Source organism: Blautia sp. MCC269 (assembly GCF_018785655.1).
Classification (GTDB): Bacteria; Bacillota; Clostridia; order Lachnospirales; family Lachnospiraceae; genus Blautia_A.
The window spans coordinates 23,670-42,901 of sequence record NZ_WQQE01000009.1 but is presented as its reverse complement, the minus strand read 5'-3'; the positions used below and the strand labels follow the sequence as shown (position 1 = coordinate 42,901).

At 41.2% G+C, this 19,232-nt stretch carries 18 protein-coding genes, 1 pseudogene and 1 CRISPR repeat array (1 of these 20 only partly in view); of the genes and pseudogenes, 13 read left to right on the top strand and 6 right to left on the bottom strand.

Features of this window, described 5'->3' with window-relative positions:
- A CRISPR array of direct repeats spans positions 1-1,902; the repeat unit is 30 nt; unit sequence GTATTAATAGAAACATTGTGGAATGTAAAG (it extends 1,776 nt beyond the left edge of the window).
- A gap of 363 nt (positions 1,903-2,265) precedes the next feature.
- On the top strand, positions 2,266-2,445 hold the full coding sequence (locus tag GPK88_RS03260) for a hypothetical protein (protein WP_215707523.1): 180 nt from the start codon (positions 2,266-2,268) through the stop codon (positions 2,443-2,445).
- 206 nt (positions 2,446-2,651) lie between these two features.
- On the opposite strand, the gene GPK88_RS03255 is transcribed toward GPK88_RS03260, so the two are convergent.
- From GPK88_RS03255 to GPK88_RS03235, 5 genes are all read right to left on the bottom strand, one after another.
- Positions 2,652-3,863: a CDP-glycerol glycerophosphotransferase family protein gene (locus tag GPK88_RS03255; RefSeq protein ID WP_215707522.1), complete on the bottom strand. Its 1,212-nt coding sequence runs from the start codon at positions 3,861-3,863 to the stop codon at positions 2,652-2,654.
- Positions 3,864-3,866: 3 nt separating this feature from the next.
- On the bottom strand, positions 3,867-4,892 hold the full coding sequence (locus GPK88_RS03250; RefSeq protein ID WP_215707521.1) for an alcohol dehydrogenase catalytic domain-containing protein: 1,026 nt from the start codon (positions 4,890-4,892) through the stop codon (positions 3,867-3,869).
- Positions 4,893-5,606, bottom strand: coding sequence for an IspD/TarI family cytidylyltransferase (locus GPK88_RS03245; RefSeq protein WP_173771252.1), 714 nt, complete (start codon positions 5,604-5,606; stop codon positions 4,893-4,895).
- Between the two features lie 12 nt (positions 5,607-5,618).
- Positions 5,619-6,746, bottom strand: coding sequence for a CDP-glycerol glycerophosphotransferase family protein (locus GPK88_RS03240; protein ID WP_148445486.1), 1,128 nt, complete (start codon positions 6,744-6,746; stop codon positions 5,619-5,621).
- Positions 6,747-6,922: 176 nt separating this feature from the next.
- Positions 6,923-8,011, bottom strand: a complete 1,089-nt coding sequence (locus tag GPK88_RS03235; RefSeq protein WP_148445484.1) for a pyridoxal phosphate-dependent aminotransferase — start codon at positions 8,009-8,011, stop codon at positions 6,923-6,925.
- Between the two features lie 206 nt (positions 8,012-8,217).
- Here GPK88_RS03235 and GPK88_RS03230 point away from each other — a divergent pair, with 206 nt between their 5' ends.
- The 7 genes and pseudogenes from GPK88_RS03230 (at position 8,218) to GPK88_RS03200 (ending at position 13,922) form a co-directional block, all read left to right on the top strand.
- A complete protein-coding gene (locus GPK88_RS03230) occupies positions 8,218-9,162 on the top strand; it encodes a ketopantoate reductase family protein (protein WP_215707520.1) in 945 nt (314 codons plus the stop codon).
- A 248-nt stretch (positions 9,163-9,410) separates the two neighbouring features.
- On the top strand, positions 9,411-10,097 hold the full coding sequence (locus tag GPK88_RS03225) for a TMEM165/GDT1 family protein (protein WP_215707519.1): 687 nt from the start codon (positions 9,411-9,413) through the stop codon (positions 10,095-10,097).
- Positions 10,098-10,367: 270 nt separating this feature from the next.
- Positions 10,368-10,496 (top strand): annotated as a pseudogene (locus GPK88_RS03220) (sporulation transcriptional regulator SpoIIID); the annotation flags it as partial.
- Between the two features lie 52 nt (positions 10,497-10,548).
- The gene (locus GPK88_RS03215) at positions 10,549-10,926 is read left to right on the top strand and encodes a TnpV protein (RefSeq protein WP_015541713.1); all 378 of its coding nucleotides are present in this window, start codon (positions 10,549-10,551) and stop codon (positions 10,924-10,926) included.
- A gap of 130 nt (positions 10,927-11,056) precedes the next feature.
- The gene (locus tag GPK88_RS03210; protein ID WP_008707144.1) at positions 11,057-11,425 is read left to right on the top strand and encodes a BlaI/MecI/CopY family transcriptional regulator; all 369 of its coding nucleotides are present in this window, start codon (positions 11,057-11,059) and stop codon (positions 11,423-11,425) included.
- A 4-nt stretch (positions 11,426-11,429) separates the two neighbouring features.
- Positions 11,430-13,460 (top strand): M56 family metallopeptidase, encoded by a 2,031-nt coding sequence (locus GPK88_RS03205; RefSeq protein WP_330609579.1) that lies wholly within the window; start codon positions 11,430-11,432, stop codon positions 13,458-13,460.
- A gap of 30 nt (positions 13,461-13,490) precedes the next feature.
- Positions 13,491-13,922, top strand: coding sequence for a winged helix-turn-helix domain-containing protein (locus GPK88_RS03200; RefSeq protein WP_022388636.1), 432 nt, complete (start codon positions 13,491-13,493; stop codon positions 13,920-13,922).
- Between the two features lie 30 nt (positions 13,923-13,952).
- On the opposite strand, the gene GPK88_RS03195 is transcribed toward GPK88_RS03200, so the two are convergent.
- On the bottom strand, positions 13,953-14,996 hold the full coding sequence (locus tag GPK88_RS03195; protein ID WP_118137592.1) for a DUF6076 domain-containing protein: 1,044 nt from the start codon (positions 14,994-14,996) through the stop codon (positions 13,953-13,955).
- A 315-nt stretch (positions 14,997-15,311) separates the two neighbouring features.
- Here GPK88_RS03195 and GPK88_RS03190 point away from each other — a divergent pair, with 315 nt between their 5' ends.
- The 5 genes from GPK88_RS03190 to GPK88_RS03175 all read left to right on the top strand — a co-directional run bounded on the left by GPK88_RS03190 (position 15,312) and on the right by GPK88_RS03175 (position 19,003).
- Positions 15,312-15,536 carry a helix-turn-helix domain-containing protein gene (locus tag GPK88_RS03190; RefSeq protein ID WP_008707138.1) on the top strand — a complete coding sequence of 75 codons (225 nt, stop codon included), beginning with the start codon at positions 15,312-15,314 and terminating at the stop codon, positions 15,534-15,536.
- A gap of 180 nt (positions 15,537-15,716) precedes the next feature.
- Positions 15,717-16,511, top strand: coding sequence for a plasmid recombination protein (locus GPK88_RS19735; RefSeq protein WP_330626535.1), 795 nt, complete (start codon positions 15,717-15,719; stop codon positions 16,509-16,511).
- 37 nt (positions 16,512-16,548) lie between these two features.
- On the top strand, positions 16,549-17,019 hold the full coding sequence (locus tag GPK88_RS19700) for a hypothetical protein (protein ID WP_330626534.1): 471 nt from the start codon (positions 16,549-16,551) through the stop codon (positions 17,017-17,019).
- Between the two features lie 21 nt (positions 17,020-17,040).
- Positions 17,041-17,745, top strand: coding sequence for a CHC2 zinc finger domain-containing protein (locus GPK88_RS03180; protein WP_118137594.1), 705 nt, complete (start codon positions 17,041-17,043; stop codon positions 17,743-17,745).
- Positions 17,654-19,003, top strand: a complete 1,350-nt coding sequence (locus GPK88_RS03175; protein ID WP_118137596.1) for a virulence-associated E family protein — start codon at positions 17,654-17,656, stop codon at positions 19,001-19,003. Before GPK88_RS03180 ends, GPK88_RS03175 begins: the two co-directional genes overlap by 92 nt.
- Positions 19,004-19,232 lie beyond the last annotated feature (229 nt).

Below are 19,232 nucleotides of genomic sequence, written 5' to 3'. Positions count from 1 at the left end.
AATCTCTTCATCTGGTATTAATAGAAACATTGTGGAATGTAAAGCAGGTAGCCGAAAGCACAAAACAAAGAATCCAAAAGTATTAATAGAAACATTGTGGAATGTAAAGTTTTTTTACGATGGTATCTGGCGCGATCGTCCCGAGTATTAATAGAAACATTGTGGAATGTAAAGGAAGATACAGATGTTACAATGCCTGTCGTGCTACCACGTATTAATAGAAACATTGTGGAATGTAAAGTTATATCGCTAATGTTTGCTCTTGGCAACTGCCAGAGTATTAATAGAAACATTGTGGAATGTAAAGATGGATTCCAGAATTGGAGCAAAAGTCGCTGTCAGGTATTAATAGAAACATTGTGGAATGTAAAGTTAATAGCATCTTGCATCATCTGAAAAGGAATCATGGTATTAATAGAAACATTGTGGAATGTAAAGGGTACTCTTCCATCGGGGTGGTCTCGCTCTGCGCTACCGTATTAATAGAAACATTGTGGAATGTAAAGTCTGGTGTATGAGATAACAAGATTCTGAGAAGTGTCGTATTAATAGAAACATTGTGGAATGTAAAGGTAATAAAAGCACAGATGTTCCCTTGCTTCCCAGTTTGTATTAATAGAAACATTGTGGAATGTAAAGAAACCACCAAAGGGCTGGGCAATCGTGCCGAATTCAGGTATTAATAGAAACATTGTGGAATGTAAAGGTCTTCCAGTGTCATAGTCACAAGCCACTCACAATGAGTATTAATAGAAACATTGTGGAATGTAAAGTCCTGAAATGAATGTTCCATCCTCAATTTTATAATCGTATTAATAGAAACATTGTGGAATGTAAAGTATCGCTTGCGCTGTAGTAATATGTTCCAGGCCACAGGTATTAATAGAAACATTGTGGAATGTAAAGTAGTAACACTTCTAAGTATATTCTATCACAGGTCAGTATTAATAGAAACATTGTGGAATGTAAAGATCGAAGAACAGCCGAAGCATCCAACGGTCGCAGAAACGTATTAATAGAAACATTGTGGAATGTAAAGATTGATGTAGTGGCAATGCTTGTTAATGAAAAAATCGTATTAATAGAAACATTGTGGAATGTAAAGAAATGCTCAAATTTACCTTCTGATTGGTTCCGGTGGGTATTAATAGAAACATTGTGGAATGTAAAGACAGGGAACCGGTGAGACTGTAGCTGCAATGATCGGCGTATTAATAGAAACATTGTGGAATGTAAAGATGCATTACAGTCTCAGTTAGCAAACTGCTGTTGTGGTATTAATAGAAACATTGTGGAATGTAAAGAAGAACTATATAATAAGGGACTTGTCGGAACGGATGGTATTAATAGAAACATTGTGGAATGTAAAGTAAATACGTTTTCATTAGAGGCTCATGACATAATCGTATTAATAGAAACATTGTGGAATGTAAAGTATTTCCCCCTTACAATTTAAACTTAGTGGGGACTAGTATTAATAGAAACATTGTGGAATGTAAAGGTGGATGATAACGGCACTGTCCAGGCACGGCTGAAACCAGTATTAATAGAAACATTGTGGAATGTAAAGACGTTTGAATCTCTTAGCTGATTCAAGTTTGCTCCCGGTATTAATAGAAACATTGTGGAATGTAAAGATTTCGGCCAATCAGTTACTATGCACGTCACTGAAGTATTAATAGAAACATTGTGGAATGTAAAGGATACAATAAAAAATTTATATATTATATCTGTTATGCTGTATTAATAGAAACATTGTGGAATGTAAAGTAATTCTGAAAACCGCCGCACCAGTTCTGTGCGGTGGTATTAATAGAAACATTGTGGAATGTAAAGATAATAAGAAAAGGAGTTGTTGACATGATGGAAACTGTATTAATAGAAACATTGTGGAATGTAAAGACAAAGGCAGAACAGAAACTCATTGAAGAATCCGGGATAAATGATAAAATAAAAGCAGAATTATCGGAAGCGAAGATAAAGGGCGTGGATAAAATAAAACCGGATAAAATGACACTTCGAAATTCACTTTCGATAATGGACATATAAATGCAGAAAGAGAACATGCAGTAGCCAGATCAGAGGCAGAACAGTTTATCAAGGAATCCGATATATCGTTGACACGGTGAAATGGACGATTTATTAATTATTGTGGACCTAATGGAACTACATATGTAAATGTGGAGAATAATAATATCCGAACAGCTTTTAAGAAAGAACAGTTCGATACGCAGACTTTAAAAATCAGGGAGATGGCAGAGAAATATGGCATCAAAAAAGATTAATTGTCCATTGGTGGAATCAGAAATTGATGATGAAATATGTTTTGATATTCACATGAATGTCGAAGGCCTGGCACCTGATTGGACAATTCCGGATAAAGTAATTAAGAAAACGGACTATAAGAATGTTTGCCTGAACTGTCCAAACCATAGGGATGATTGATACCGCTGATCAGAAAAAAAGATTGGCGGTATTCTTATAAACATTTTTTAAGAAATGTACCAATATAACGGTGGATGATAACTTGATACAGGTAAGAGGTATTAATAGAACCATTCTGGAACACAAATTTAATACAAAACAAAACAACACCCCGGCTTGCTGGTATCCAGCAACCCGGGGTGATCATCTTTTTTATAAAGTTTTTGTCAACACTTCTCCACCAACTCCAAAATCCTATCCGTTGCATGTCCATCGCAGGCGGACATGAATTTTTCTCGGAAGGCGCGGATCTGGGAGGGGTTGAAGCGGGTGTCGAGGTGTTGGATGTAGTCGATGATTTCTTCGGTTGTTTTGACGATGGGGCCTGGGGTGAGTTCGTCGTAGTTGTAGTAGAAGCCTCTCCAGTCAAAATATTCGTCCAGGTCGTAGGCGAAGAAGATCATCGGGCGCTCGAACAGGGAGTACTCAAAAATCAGTGAGGAATAGTCGGAGATGCATACATCACTGACACAGAGTAATTTGTCGATATCCAGTTCTTTGGTGACGTCCATTGCGAAATCCTGGCAGTTTTCCGGGATTTCCGGGCGTTTTTTTACAAAGGGGTGATGTTTCAGAAGCAGGAAATATTCATCTCCAAGAGCTTCTTTCATAGCTGCAATATCCAGACAGTCAGGTGTCTGAGCTTTTGCTACTCTGCCGCGGAAAGTTGGAGCGTACAGAATAATTTTTTTGGAGCGGGCTTTGGGACACACAGAATAAACAGCCTTGGCAGCGGCTTCGATAAAGTTTTTATCATAAAAAACATCGGTACGGCTGATTCCGGTAGATACAATCTGAGTATCTGTATTTTTCAGATTCATCGCCTCTTCATAAGCCCAGCTGATTTCCGGGCTGCTGACAGTAACATAGGCAAGATTCCGGTAATTGGGGAATTTCTCCTGATTCTTACGGTTGTCACCGAAAATCAGATCGGCAGTACTCATGCCGAATTTTTTGAACGCGCCGCAGGCATGCCAGACCTGAAAGATACTGCTTCCTTTTCGAAGAGAAATACAGCTTGTGACGTTGCATGCATCATTCAGGAAAATATAATGGGCATCGGAAATTTCTTTCAGCATATGAAGACTGCGTTTTGTATATGCAAGCTTTCCTGGTTTGGTATTCAGCAGGAAACATTCATGGATTTCATAGCCTTCTTTTTCCATGCGGTTATAAATCAGCTGAAAAGTATCTGTAATCTTATCAAAACGGGCTTCAATAAAAACAACCTTTTTCGGATTTACTTTTCTTGTAAGTGTGAAAAATTTATAAGCAACAGGATAGAAAAAATGAAGAACGACAGGCTTATATATTTTTCGGTATACTTTAAAAACAGGAGAAAGAGGCCCCCTGGAAAGTTTTTTCAATAATTTTTTCATCTGTTAATTCTCCCAAATCATAATTGTTTTTCCCATGATCTTATGAATATCGATTTCGAAAGCACGGATGATGTCCTGAATATTTTTTACGTGGATTTCGGCTCCTACGATTTTTTCCAGCTGGTTTACCACATCCGGATTTTCTTTATACAGGTTAATAAGACCAAGAAAATCTTTCCGGCCGCTTCGGCTGCTTCCGAAAAGACGAAGACCTTTTTCCAGGATCATTCTTGTGTTAAGCGGGGCAAGGTCCTCGGACACGCCCATGATGGAAATGGTTCCCTCCGGATTAATATGGTCAATGATCTGATTGATGGCTTTGGATGAAGCAGCGCCGCCTACACATTCGAATGCGTGGTCCAGATAAAAGTCATCCGGAATCTCGGAAATCAGGAATACATCATCTGCAAAAGAAAAATCATGAAGTTTGTATTCATTGACGCCAAACACACAGATTCTGCTTTCCGGCAGTATGATTTTCAGAAGAAGTGAAGTGATGTAACCGAGATTGCCATCGCCCCATACGCCAATTACATTTCTGCGTGTATGTGAAAAACGGAGAAATCTCCGGATGGCATGGTAGCTGACACTGACGATTTCTGTAAAAGCAGCCACAGAAAGATTGATATCTTCCGGGAGCGGTACAAGACGATCCGGTTTCATACTGACATATTCCTGCATAAAGCCATCAAAGCCACTGGCACGGAACTGGCTGCTCCGCAGATAATTCTCCGCAATGACCTCATCGGTTTCGGAAGGGGTATTGGGAATCATGATCACAAGAGTCCCCTCCTGGAACTGACCGGACGGATCATAAACCACCCGGCCTACTGCTTCATGAATCAGAGCCATGGGAAGCTTTTTGCGGAGAATGTTTTCCGCACGAAGCCCCTGATAATAGCGTTGATCTGCATTGCAGATAGACAGGCGGACAGGATGAACAATCACATGGGAGGTATCAAGGGTGATATCCTTAAAAACCAGTTCAAACTGACGGGGCCTGACCAGGCGATAGACAGAAGTTAACATTTATTTTCCCTCCATTAGAGCTTCAGCCAGACGGATATCAGAAGGATATGTGATTTTGATGTTGGTAACATCACCTTCTACCAGCTGGACTTTTTCACCTTTGAGAACGAGAATTTTGCATGCGTCTGTGAGAATCTGTTTTTCTGCTGCAGTAAGGCTTTCATAAATGTCGCGGAGTTTTTTTGCCCGGAAAGACTGCGGTGTCTGGCCCTGATACATAGTGGAACGGTCCGGAATGGAACTGATAAACTGATGGCCTGCGCTTTCCACAATGGTATCCGTTGCCGGGATTACGGTGTCACAGGCGCCACATTCCTGGGCTGCACGGATATTTTCTTCAATCATGCGATGGGAGACAAAAGGACGGACAGAGTCATGGGTGACAATAATGGTATTGTCATCAAGGCCGAAATTTTCTTCAATATAGCGGATTCCATTCATGATGGTTTCGTTTCTTGTGGAACCGCCCTGTACAACAACAACGTTGGATGATCTCGGGATATATTTCCGGATCAGATCCCTGGTGTGTGAGATCCATGCTCTTGGTGAAAGAACGATTACTTTATCGAAGGCAGAATGAATGGCAAATTTTTCTATTGTGTGGATAATGATTGGCTTTTTGCCGATTTCCATAAACTGTTTCGGGCGTTCTGCGTTGCCCATTCGTGTTCCCTGGCCACCAGCCAGGATAATTCCAAAAATATTATTAGCCATATATATTACCTCTTATTTATTTGGAGATTTTGAAACATAATTCATAATACGCCGGGTTGCATGTCCATCGCAGGCGGCCATGTAGTCCTGAAAGAAATCGTGGTATTTCTGATTAACGGAAGAATTAAGGCGTGCCTCGTCAGAAAGAACTTTTACAAGCTGTTCTTCTTTTTGAATATGGATACCTGGAAGTGTGCGGTAATCCAGATAAAAACCTCTGCTGGCCAGATATTCTTCCAGATCCGGGGCAAAGAGAACCAGTGGAAGCTGATAAATCATGGCGTCAAAGAGAATGGAAGAATAATCGGTAATGACAATATCAGCAACCGGAAGCAGTTCTTCGGAAGGAATGTCACAATTGGTTCCTTCTGTGTGTACCTGTGTATGAGGATGCAGTTTAATAATGAAATAATGTGTATCTTTCAGTTCTTCCTGAGCTTTCAGAACATCATCCAGTCCATAAACACTGGCAACCCCAGGTTTTCCACGAAAAGTCGGAGCCCAGAGAACGATCTTTTTGTTCCGGGCATCCGGGTACTGGCTGAAAAAGTTATCCCGACATTTCTGATTGAAGGTTTCATTAAAATACATATCTGTCCGGCTGACACCAACTGGAAGAACACTGGTTTCTGGAAGCTTCATGGCACTGGCAAAAGGTTTTATGCAGATATCGGAACTGACAGTTACCAGACTGCAGTTTGCCATTACATTGCCAACATAATAGGAAGGGATATCTTCCTCCGTGTCATAGCCGAATTTTTTGAATGCGCCACATGCATGCCAGAGCTGTATGACCTGTGTTTCGCTGCGTTTTTTGCAGGATGCGGCAGGCAGAAAATTGTCACAGATGATAACGGTTTCCGTTGTGGCGTATTTTTTCATGAAAGAAAGCATATTCCGGAAAATCTTCACAGGAGAAGATTCGTTATTATTCCAGTACATTTCTGTAACCTGAAGCTCCGGATGCCTGGAAAGTTCTTCTTTTATGGCGAGCATACTGAACGGAATTTCGTCGTGATGTGCATCCGCCAGGATTACAGTTCCGGGTATGACAGGTTTTGCAGTACAGGCGTTATAAACAACCGGAAGAATCAGCTGCTGGAAAAGCATTTTTATGATTTGTTTTATTCCAAATATCATTACAGATCCTCCCGTTTTATATTATCTATTCTTTCAGGTTATTATAAATCAATACCTGACGAAGTATAACATATTTGTTTCAAAAATTTGTTATTTTTGTTTTACAAAATTTACATAGTGTTAACAGTACCTGTGAAGTATAGCATATCCGGGGTAGAATCTCAACATTATGGTTTTTACAGAGATTTCAGTACGTTTACAAGGCGGGAGTTATCTTCCGGCATCATAATGCAAAAACGTACAAATTCTCCCTCCAGACACTGGAAAGAAGAACAGTCACGAATCATCAGGCCCTGGCGGATACAGGCCTCGAATACATCGTAAGAGGTCAGGCCGTCTTTCTGGATTTTCAGCAGGATAAAGTTTGCGTAAGCGGGATAAACTTTGTAGGTGCTGATACCTTTCAGCTCATCAATCATTCTGTCACGTTCGGAAAGAATGAGCTGGCGTGTCTGCTGGATATATTCTTCGTCCTGGAGCATAATCTCGCCGGCAAAAGCGCCAATGCTGTTGAGAGACCAAGGAGTCTGTTTTTCACGCATTTTCTCCAGGAATTTTTTGTTTCCGGTGATGCCGTAGCCCAGGCGCATTCCGGGAGCCGCGAAGAACTTTGAGACACCACGGAGAACCATGAGATTGGTGAATTCCTGTGTCAGAGGAACTGCAGTGATGGCACTGATGTCCGGTGCAAATTCCACGTAGGTTTCATCAATCATGACAAAGATATCTTTTTCTTCACAGAAATGGATCAGATCCCGGAGGTCCTTCTTTGAGATGGCAGAAGAAGTGGGGTTGTTGGGGTTACAGAGAATGAGAAAATCATAACCCTGCTCCAGTTTTCGGCAGAGATCCGGAATGTCCGGTTCAAAATCCATACTTTCCTGAAGGTGATAGTATTCCTGTGTGCTTCCGGAAAAAGAAAGTTCTCTGGAGTATTCAGAATAGGTAGGTCCAAGAATAAGGGTATGCTTCGGAGAGCGTTCCTGGATCAGAAGAGAGATCAGTTCACTGGAGCCGTTTCCCGGAAGGATAAAATCAGCCGGAATATTGCAGTAGCGGGAAATGGTATTACGAAGAGATGTATAATCTCTGTCCGGGTAGGAAGAAAGCAGTTCTATATGGCTGGCAATGGCCTGGCTGGCTCTGGGGGATAAACCCAGAGGATTCACATTTGCACCAAATTTGACGATATCTTCTTTTTTCAGATTGTAGTAACTGCAGATTTTTTCTATATCACTTCCGTGAAAAACGGGTTTTGTGTCCATTATCTGTCACCTCATTTGTTTATTTATTATTTCAGAAATTTATATCCAGTATACACCAGAAAGCCTTTTAAAGAAAGGCAGGATAGAAATTTTCTAAGTTGTCTGGTAAAATACAGTTATGCATAACTGGCGGATGGAAGACAGGTTCGTCTGGCGTAAAATACAGAGGATTTTTAACGGAGACGGACAGAAAGAGGGAAACAGACATGAAGGCAGAAGATAAAAAAATTGCAGTAATCGGTATCGGTGGTGTAGGTGGATATATAGCGGCAATGCTGGCGAAGGCTTATCCTCATGTGACGATGGTGGCCCGTGGAGCCAGAGGGGAAAGTATCCGGAAAAATGGACTGGTGCTTCACAGTGATTATAAAGGAGAAATTGTTGCAAGACCGGAACGGGTAGTTCCAGTCCGGGAAATGGGACAGCAGGATTATATTTTTATTTGTGTGAAAAATTATTCTCTGGAAGATGTCTGCGAGAGTATCCGGGATATGGTTACAGAGGATACGGTAATTATTCCAGTAATGAATGGTGTAGATCCGGGAGAAAAAATCCGCCGACTGATTGGAAAGGGAACGGTGGTGGATTCGCTGATTTATACGGTAGCTTTTTCCAATGCGGATTTTTCTGTTTCTCAGCAGGATACTTTTACCTGGCTCTGTATCGGAATTAAGGATGCAGATAAAAAACAGCAGGAAAAAGTGGCAGAGGTGTCCGCAATTCTGAAAGGTGCGGATATTGATTATAAAGACCAGGGTGATATTGAGGTGGAGATCTGGCGGAAGTATATTCTGAACTGTGCGTTTAATGTGATGACTGCTTTTTATGATAATACTATCGGGGAGTTGCGGAGTGATCCGGTGAAGGCACAGCAGTACGAGACTCTTGTATGGGAAGCTGCAAGTGTGGGCCGTGAAAAAGGGGTTGCGCTGACAGATGAGCATATCAATGAAGTGATCCATAAATTCCGCCATGTACATGCAGATAATGCAACCAGTTCACTTCAGAGAGATTTCCGTATTCGCAGAAAACAGACAGAACTTGAGACGTTCAGCGGATATATTGTGCAGGAGGCGAAGCGACTTGGTGTTTCGATTCCTCTTTCCGAAAAAATGTATCAGGGCCTGAAGGAGATGGCTGCAAAGTTTTAACCGAATCAAGAAAGTCCCTAGTCACGATCTCTCTTGACAAAGTTTCTCAACTTTGCTACAATGACGAAAATCAATTCCGTGAGGGAGTAATTCGCGTGTAAACGTGGTTTGTCAACATACTGGTGCGTGCACCTGGCAAATCTTAAAGAATGAGACTCATGTATATTTTATTTCTGTTGTGGAGATAAAGTATACGTGGGTCTTTTTTTTTGGCTCCGGACCGGACACATATGCAAAGGAGAAGAAAGATGCTGTTATTTATGAAAGTGCTTTTTACCCAGTTTATTGCGGAAATGGGTGACAAAACACAGCTGATGCTGGTTGCAATGACTTCCAAGTTCAAGCTGAAGGATATTCTGCTTGGAACCGGTGTTGCGATCCTGGTGCTGAACGGACTGGCGGTTCTTGCCGGAGGCCTTGTCAGTACGGTAGTTCCTACGTGGCTGATCCGTCTGATTGCCGGTGCGGCGTTCCTGTTTTTTGCGGCAACAACGCTTAAGGGAGACGATGATGAGGAAGAGAATGTAAAGAACCGGAAAATTAAGTTTGCGCCGTTGTCTGTATTCTGTACATTTTTTGTTGCAGAGCTTGGTGATAAGACACAGCTTACTGCCATCACATTTGGAGCAAACGAAGGTTTAAGTGCAGCAGTTGTTGTATGGCTGGCCTGTTCACTGGGACTTTTTGCGGCAGACGTGATTGGTCTTCTGATTGGTTATCTTCTGAAAAGCAAGGCTCCGGAAGGAATTCTCAATACGGTTGCGTTTTTTATTTTTTCCATTTTTGGAATTCTGACACTGAGACAGGGATTCGGGCTTCTGATGGGGGCAGAGTCGTCTATGGTTCTTCCGCTGACTGCTGTGGTTACGGTGGCATTTGTGATCGTCTGTCTTGTGCTTTACAGGAAGTCTAAAGCAGTGCATACACAAAAATAATACAAATAATATATATTTATATGGAAATTTCAATACCGGGCAGATATTTTTTTGACTGTCTATCCGGTATTGCGTGGGGGGATTTGCTGAGAAACCGGAACGGAATGGAGATGCTATTTTTACAGCAGCAACCCGTGGGTGATCTGCTGTGCATTTATTGTCGGGTCTGCGGTGGTTTTTCGGAAGGAGTTTCAGACAGCAGAGTGACAGGGTACATACCTTTCAAATCTTTTGCATACACTGTAAAAAAGCGTCTTCGGGGGCTTGGCAGTGAAAGATTATATTGAGGAACGTGCAGTTGAGATCGCAGGATATATTGTGGAAACAAAGGCGACGGTGAGGCAGGCGGCGAAGAAGTTCGGGATCAGTAAGAGTACGGTACATATAGAAGTAACAAAATAGAACGGTTCGTTTGGGCAATATATTAAACAAAATCAAGGAGGAACGAACCATGAAGGAACTGAAACCAAGAATTACAGAGAATGGCATCGAATATGTGCTTGTCGGGGACTATTACATCCCGGATTTGAAGTTACCGGAGGAAAACCGACCTATCGGTAAGTACGGACAGATGCATAGGGAGTATCTGAAAGAGCAGTGCTACGGTAGATATTCCAGTTTACTGCTGACCGGAAAACTTTGGAGCTATCTGGAGGATTTGGACGAACAAGCGGAGGAACGGTTTACGTGTATTGTTGATCAGATGAAAGCGGCTGAGGGAGTGACGGAGGAATTGAAGCGGAAAGATGCTATGCTTTGGGTACAACGGTGTAATAATATTAGAAACAGAGCAGAAGAAATTGTACTGAATGAAATGGTTTATATTTAGTATGGAGCAGTCAGCCGAAAGGCTGGCTGTTTTTCTTTTCCTAGCGACAGAAAATGATTGACAATGCTATAAGACTGTGGTAGTCTGAAAACAAGAACAGACTACTGTAGTCTTATAGGAGGCGAAACAAGTGACAGAGGAAAATATCAAACTTTTTGATTCGGAATTAAAGGTAATGGATGTTCTGTGGAAGGATGGTGACGTGCCAGCGAAATATGTTGCAGATACTTTAAACAGAGAAGTCGGCTGGAATAAAAACACAACGTATACATTGATTAAGCGGTGTATCAATAAAGGCGCGATTGAACGAACGGAACCGGGATTTATGTGCCATGCGCTTATAGCAAAAGAACAGGTACAGGATCTGGAAACAGATGAACTTATTGATAAGATATATGATGGATCTGTTGACAAGTTGTTTGCGGCACTTCTTGGCAGAAAAAAACTTTCTATGGAGCAGATTAAGAACCTGAAGCAGATCGTCAGTGAATTGGAATGAGGTGATGTATATGAGCCTGCTGCAAATGAGTTTTCTGGGAACGGTTATTATTTTACTTATTGTGGTATTAAGGGCTGTGCTTATCAACAGATTACCGAAGAAAACATTTTTGATTTTATGGTGGATTGCATTAATACGGTTATTAGTTCCATTTTCCATAAAATCAGTCACAAGTATTTATTCTCTGTTGCAGAGTATTTATTCTGATATAAACCCAGTGAGAACGGCGCAAACGACAACATTTTTACCCATTCATGGGAATATGCCTGAGATAGCAAATGGATTATCAGAGGCTATGGTACAGAGAACAGAATCCATTTCGATTTTGAGTGTAATATGGCTGGCAGGTCTGTTACTTTGTTTTGGATTTTTTGCGGTTTCCTATATAAAATGCTATCGGGAATTTCGATTTTCGCTGCCTGTTGAAAATGATATTTTGGAAGCATGGAAGGAAAAACATCCACTAAAAAGGAGTCTATCCATCCGGCAGACAGAAACCATAGCTGCACCACTTTCTTATGGTGTGATTCGCCCAGTTATTTTAATGCCAAAAAATACAGAATGGAAAAATATTTATCAGCTTCGTTATGTGTTGGAACATGAATATGTGCATATCAGACGGCTTGATATGCTTACAAAGCTGATAATGATTGCTGCAGTATGCATTCATTGGTTTAATCCGCTTGTGTGGGTAATGTATATTCTTTTTAACAGAGATTTGGAATTATCCTGTGACGAAACCGTAGTCCGCAGATTTGGAATGGATATAAAGTCGGTATATGCAACTGCTTTAATATCTATGGAAGAAAAAAAGAGCGGACTGACACCATTATGTAACAGTTTCAGTAAAAATGCGATTGAAGAAAGGATAAGAGCAATTATGAAGATAAAGAAGACATCTAAGTTTGCAGTAATGATAAGTGCAGTATTGGTAATTGGCGTGACAGGTGGATTTGCAACTTCCGCATCATCCTTGGAGAAAAATACAGAGACAGCGCAGGAAAACGGTGAAACAACAGTTGCTTTAAACGAAGTGAATATCCGGGAAGATGAACCACTTTCAAGTTCGGATGTGGAATGGTGGACAGCAGAAGAGTATGCGAAATGGCTGGACGAGGAAAAAGAAGTTCTGCAGTCTATGATTGGTGAAAAAGCTTATACAGGCGGCGACGGATGGTTTGTATGGACACAGGAAAAGGTAGATGAGACGATTGCACTTTATGAGGATAATCTTCAAAAAATAAAAGATGGGATGAAGTTGTCGAAATCATCTGATGATGCAGTGGGAATTACAATGGCATATTCTCCGGAAAATATAGAATATGCGAAGCAGGAAGCAGAAACGGTCACCGAAAATAAAGACAGTAATGAAAATGTATTCAGCGAAGAACAGCTTTCTGAATATGCAAAAGCGGGAATAACTTACCAGAAAGAAACAGGATTTCTGATGTATGATGGAAAGACCATTGGATATTTCCGGGATGAGTTTAAGCCGGGTACTTATACAATAAGTTCCAAACGTGGAGGTACGCTTCGAGTTGAAGTGCAAAGGGAAAACTATGGCACCATCACAGACGTAAAGGCAGAACCGTTATCAGATGATTTTTGGTCAGAACCGGCGGCATTGGTTGAAAGTTCCGGCGGAGAAGCTGTAACTGCAGATGAAATGAAAGGATCTGTTTTTGAAGAAGGAGGAAGTGAGAACATAGCGGCTGATGACATGGGCGAATATAGCAGTGAAGAGGGAAAAGGTCTTAATATTGCTGTTCCACAGGAGTATGCTGATTATGGAGTATCCTGTGATGCTCAAGGAAACTGGGTTTATAATGGTAAGATTATAGCAGATTTATATGATGAGGGAAGGGGAATCTTTTCTAACAGCAACGGCACTATGTACATTGAAGTAACGAGAGACAAAAGTGGAAAGATTAGCAGCTTTCAAAAAGTAAGCAAAAATAGAATGCAGGAATTATTTACTGAATTTAATCCGGAAACGGAAACATTTGCGGAATATAATTCAGAGGCGAAGCATTAAGTTAGTGCTAAATGAAACGAGGATGATTAAGTGGGAAAAATATTGCTGGTATCATTCGAGGGAGATGAGGAAGAGTTGGTAAATTCTGTTATTTCCGTGTTAGATTCCGGCAGAGAAAAATTCCTTTTTCAGGAAATACAACTTCAATCGAAAATAAGGCATAAGGGTATAGCGATTGATTTGAAACGGAGGGAAGTTGTTCGTGATAATAGAAAAATAGAATTAACTTACACTGAGTTTGAAATCCTGCAGTTATTAGCACAAAATCCAGGAAGGGTATTTAGTAAGGAGCAGATTTATGATGTAGTCTGGAAAGAAGCCTATTCTGGCGATTACAATATTGTCATGAGTCATATCAGCCATATTCGTGAGAAGATAGAAGATGATCCGGGCAACCCGGTATATATTCAAACCGTCTGGGGTGTAGGATACAAGTTTAATGAGAGGGCAGGCAGCGAGTAAATTCGCTGCCTTTCCTTTACAGGGATGGATTCAGATTTCGCTGAGTTTCAAGATAATATTGCTCTGCTGATACAGCCAGTCCGTGAATTCCGTTGGCTTGGTTGTTCCTGCCTTTACAGCTTTCTTACGCCGCAGAGCTTCTTTCTTAAAAAGGTCAAACGCAGTTTTCATTTCTTCCAGACGTTCAATCGGAAAATCAGCAGTTTTTTTGGATTTATTGATTTTATTACGCCAATTCTGGCATTCATTTTTATAAAGCAAATCATAGTTATTTTCTCTGGCTCGTTCATCAAATTCCCTTTTATTTTGAAGTGCCTGTGCTTTACGGCACTTATCACTGCATAGTTCATAACGCTGGTTTTTTGCCAGAAAATATTTTCCACAGACTTTGCACTGACGGAAACAAAGGCCCCAGTCATTCAGCCGATTCAAGTAATAAGTGATAAGCGGATAAAAAGAGCTGTAGGCAGCTACGCATTCTGTTCTGCGCCTATTATCCGGAAACCAAAGTTCAAGTCGAGTGATTTCAGCAGGAGTGTTGCGGAAATAAAGACTGCCAGTATGAAAACGTTCTGGTTTTCCGGTATCAGAATTAAAATTCATGACATTTTCTGTTTGGAATGCCTGAGTCAAAATTTGGATTTTTTCTATAAAACGATCACAGGCAGTATTACGGTCACGATATTCCCTTGTAACAAGATATTCATTCCAAATACGGAATGTAGCATACATTCTCACCGGATCACCGGTGAGATATTTTTTTGCCAGAAAATCACCAGCAGTCTGTTCCAGTGCAGGCTGTTTCCAACGGTTAGTGTGCAATGCATCACGTAGGGGAGCAAGTCCATATATATTCCAGTTCTTTTCTTTATCATATTCAAAATCTATCAGAAAACGTCCTAGAGGACGTGTTATATCATATATGACATCGTTATCTTTATTTCCGTCCAGTCGAAAACGGATTTGCTGTTCCGTTCCGATTAAAATTCGCTCCTTCATTTTGTCTCTATCCAATGCCAGAACGAAGAGGATGTGGTCGTAGCAAGGTTCTTGCCTTATAAATTGATAAGCCATTTCTATTTGCTCCTGTTTAGTATGGTAATTTTAAAAAATATAATATTAGTTACATTTATGGTATCGCGAAAGTATTGAAAAGTCAAGATGAGATTGATAAGATACGATTGCATGGTAATTTCGTACTATGCAGTGTACTTTGACAACTTTATGACCGTCTAACCTGAGATAAACCGCCATGACCTTCGATAAAAGAAGTGAGCGCATCCGAATGGATGACGTGTTGTATGCCTTGACAGCAGTATGACTCAGGAAACAGGAAAGATAAAACGGCAATGAGAAGCTAAAAAATGAGATCAAAAATGGAGGAACAACATGAGTGAAAATAAGAGATTAAACAATTATGATGAACTGCCTCTTGTACTGGATGTGGCTGATATTCAGCGGATTATGGGGATTTCCAGAGTAACGGCTTATGAACTGGTTCATACACCCGGTTTTCCGGCATTTCGAAGCGGCAGATTAATTAAGGTTAGTAAAATTGCTTTTTTCGAATGGATGGCAAAGGGGAATGGAAGGGTGCCAGAGAATAGTAACTAAATCTGGAGCAGAGCGGAGAGCGAAGTCTTTTGTGCAGGTTAAGGGCGGCAGCCATTGCCCAGTGAGTTGATGCGTGCGTCTACTCGTACTGGGTATTACCTGACGCAAATTCACGCAGGTTTGCAGCTTCGCTGCCTTATTTAATTTGGAAAAACGTGAAAAAGGAGGGCAAGAAAATTATTGAAAGCAACAAGACACAATGGACGCTCCGGGAAAAATGGCACTTATAATCCCAGGCATAATGATCGCCGTTTCGACTTGGAAAACAGTGAACATATTGATGCTGGAAGAGTCAGAGAAAATATTTACTGGGACTGTTACCGTGGCTATACCACAATGCAGAACAGGGAAGAAGATTCTCAGGATATCAGTTTTGAGAAAATTGAATGTACTTTTTATCAGGAACATTATGGAAAATATATAGAAGCGCAGAATGAAAGAAATGCAAGAACCCGTCATACAGAGCGTAACCGATCTGTGGAAGATTTACTAAAGAACAATAAAACCTGTCCAGAGGAAACTATTTTTCAAATAGGAACAGTAGAAGAATCTGTTTCCTATGAAATATTACTTGCGGTCGTACAGGACTTTACAAAGCAGTTCACAAATCGGTTCGGTTCTCATGTCCATATTCTGGACTGGGCACTGCATTTGGACGAAGGAACGCCGCACATTCATGAACGTCATGTTTTTGATTGTGAGAATAAGTACGGGGAAATCTGTCCCCAGCAGGAAAAAGCACTGGAAGAATTAGGGATTGCACTTCCAAAACCGGATAAACCTAAAGGCCGCAATAATAATCGAAAGCAGACTTTTGATGCTATTTGCCGGACAATGCTTTTTGATATAACTCGAAAATACGGGTTGCATCTGGAAGAAGAACCGTCTTATGGCGTTCCTCAATCCATGCATCTGTCACACTACCAAGTTGCATCTGGAAGAAGAACCGTCTTATGGAGGGCGAGATTATCTTGAAAAGCAGGATTATATCCTGTTTAAGCAAAAGGAACAGATGAAAAACCAGACAGAAATACTGGATACACTTACTCTGAAAATTGAAGAAGTAGAAGCTTTGATCGATGAAGTTTCAGATATTGCTTACGACAAAGCTGTGGAGGTTGTGACGGATGAGGTCAGAGTGGAAACCCATAAAGAAGACATTCGTCTGGTAGAACAGTCAAAGGCGTGGGTGCTTTCCCCTGAGCGCAAGGCTTCCCAAAAAGAAAGAACTTATGCTGTAAGTCGATTGGACGGAGTAATTACCAAAATTACAAAAGCTATGCAGACAGCAGTTAAAACAATCCAGACCACGCTGATAAAACCGGAAGTCAAAAAGGTGAATACCGAACAGATTAAGAAAAAAGCCAGAAGTTCCATTCTGGATAGGCTGGCAAAAGCAAAAATTACTGCGGAACAGGAGAACCGAGAGCGATGGGAACACGAAGGAAGAACTAAATTGGGAAGGAACGATATGGAGTTGTGATGTAAAGAAAAGAGGAAAAGGATGAATATATTTGAAGCAGTTAAACAGTCTGTGACTACCTGGCAGGCTGCAGAAAGCTATGGAATACGGGTAAACAAGAATGGAATGGCGGTCTGTCCATTTCACCGTGACAAGAATCCAAGCATGAAAGTGGACAGGCGTTTTCATTGTTTCGGATGTCAGGCAGATGGGGATGTGATTGATTTTACGGCACACTTGTACAATTTAAAACCAAAAGAGGCGGCAGAGAAATTGGCAAGAGATTTTTCTATACATTATGAGAACATGGGGCACAGCCCGCCACAGAGAAAACAAATCAAACGACAGCTAACACAGGAACAGAGGTATCTGCAGGCAGAAAATAGATATTTCCGTGCACTGGCAGATTACCTGCATTTGTTGAAACAGTGGAAAGAAGAGTGTGCTCCGAAACAGGTGGAAGATGTCTGGCATCCGCTGTTTATGGAGGCATTGGAAAAAATATCAGAAACAGAGTACCTGTTGGATACATTATTATCAGGCACATTAGAAGAACGAGTTGCCGTAGTGGTGGCTCATGGGAAGGAGGTGACAGCGATTGAACAGAGAATTTCAGATTTTATCACCACAGACACGACAGGAATTGTGCGAAGTAATGGATATAATGGAAACGGAGTTGACAGTAGAGGAAATCAGAGAACAACTGGAAATGACACAGAAGGGTGCTGTGAAAAACAATCGGCATAACTGTAAGCTAATTTTAGAACATGATCCTCTGTTAAAAGATGTATTCCGGCACAATATTTTGACTGAGCAGACAGACATTGTAAAACCCGTGTGGTGGGAACGGATAAGCCCGGCATTCACAGATATGGATTTGAACTATATTATGCTTTATTTGGAAGAGACTTACGGTTTGACGATGGATAAGATTGTGCAGAAAAGTATTGTCCATCAGGCAGATCGGAACAAATATCACCCTGTCCGGGATTATTTGAACAGTCTGCAATGGGATGGGCAGGAACGTATCCGCTATGTGCTGCATCATTTTCTTGGTGCACCTGTGGATGAGTTGACCTATGAAAGTATGAAAATGTTTTTGCTGGGAGCTATTGCCCGTGCGTTCCGCCCCGGAATTAAGTTTGAATATATGCTCTGTCTGGTCGGGGGTCAGGGCGTGGGAAAATCTACATTTTTTCGTTTCATGGCAGTAAAGGATGACTGGTTCACTGATGACATTGGCAAGCTGGATTCAGAAAAAGTTTATTGTCAGCTTCGCGGTCACTGGATGATTGAAATGTCTGAAATGGTTGCAACGGCACGTTCCAAGAGTATTGAGGAAACAAAGAGCTTTCTGAGCAGGCAGAAAGAGACTTATCGGGATTCTTATGCAGTATATGCTCTTGATCGTCCGAGACAATGTGTATTTGGAGGAACATCCAATATTAAGCGATTCCTGCCGTTTGACCGTACCGGAAATCGAAGATTCGTTCCGGTTCAGACGAACCGGGCAGAGATGGAGGTTCATATCCTCGAAAATGAGAAGGAATCCAGACAGTATATTGATCAGGTGTGGGCGGAAGCAATGATGTTGTACCGTAATGGGAATTTTAAACTGGCGTTTTCAAAGGAAACAGAAACACAGCTTGATAAACTGCGGCAGGAGTTCATGGCGGATGATACGGAAGCCGGAATGATACAGGCATGGCTGGATGAACATGAAGACAGAAAAGTCTGTTCATTGATGCTTTTTAAAGAGGCACTGGACAATCCTTATGTAAAGCCGAAGAAGGCGGAGACAGACCGCATCTGTGAAATCATGAATACAAGCATTGTGGGTTGGAAACAGGGGACGATGACAAGATTCAAGGATTACGGTACACAGCGTTCGTGGGTATGTGTAAACGAAAACTGTAAACGAGACGCAAAAGACTTAAAAAATGAAAATGACTGGCATCCGGTTACTGAGGAGGAAGCCCGGCAGATGGAGTTATCCTTCCAGTAAAATGCCAGTCAGGTTTACGGTAGTTGGCGTGTTGTTTACGCTTTTATCTATGGTTATTGCTTTGAGTTGTAGAATTTGTAAACAGTAAACAGATATATAAGAGTAATTTGGTATTGAGGAAAGAAAACTGAAAAAACAAAAAGAATTAGATTTTTTGGAGTTTGTTTACAGCGGTGGTTTACAACAGGGATGCCCCTTTGACTGGCATCTATTTAAGTTGAACAGGAAT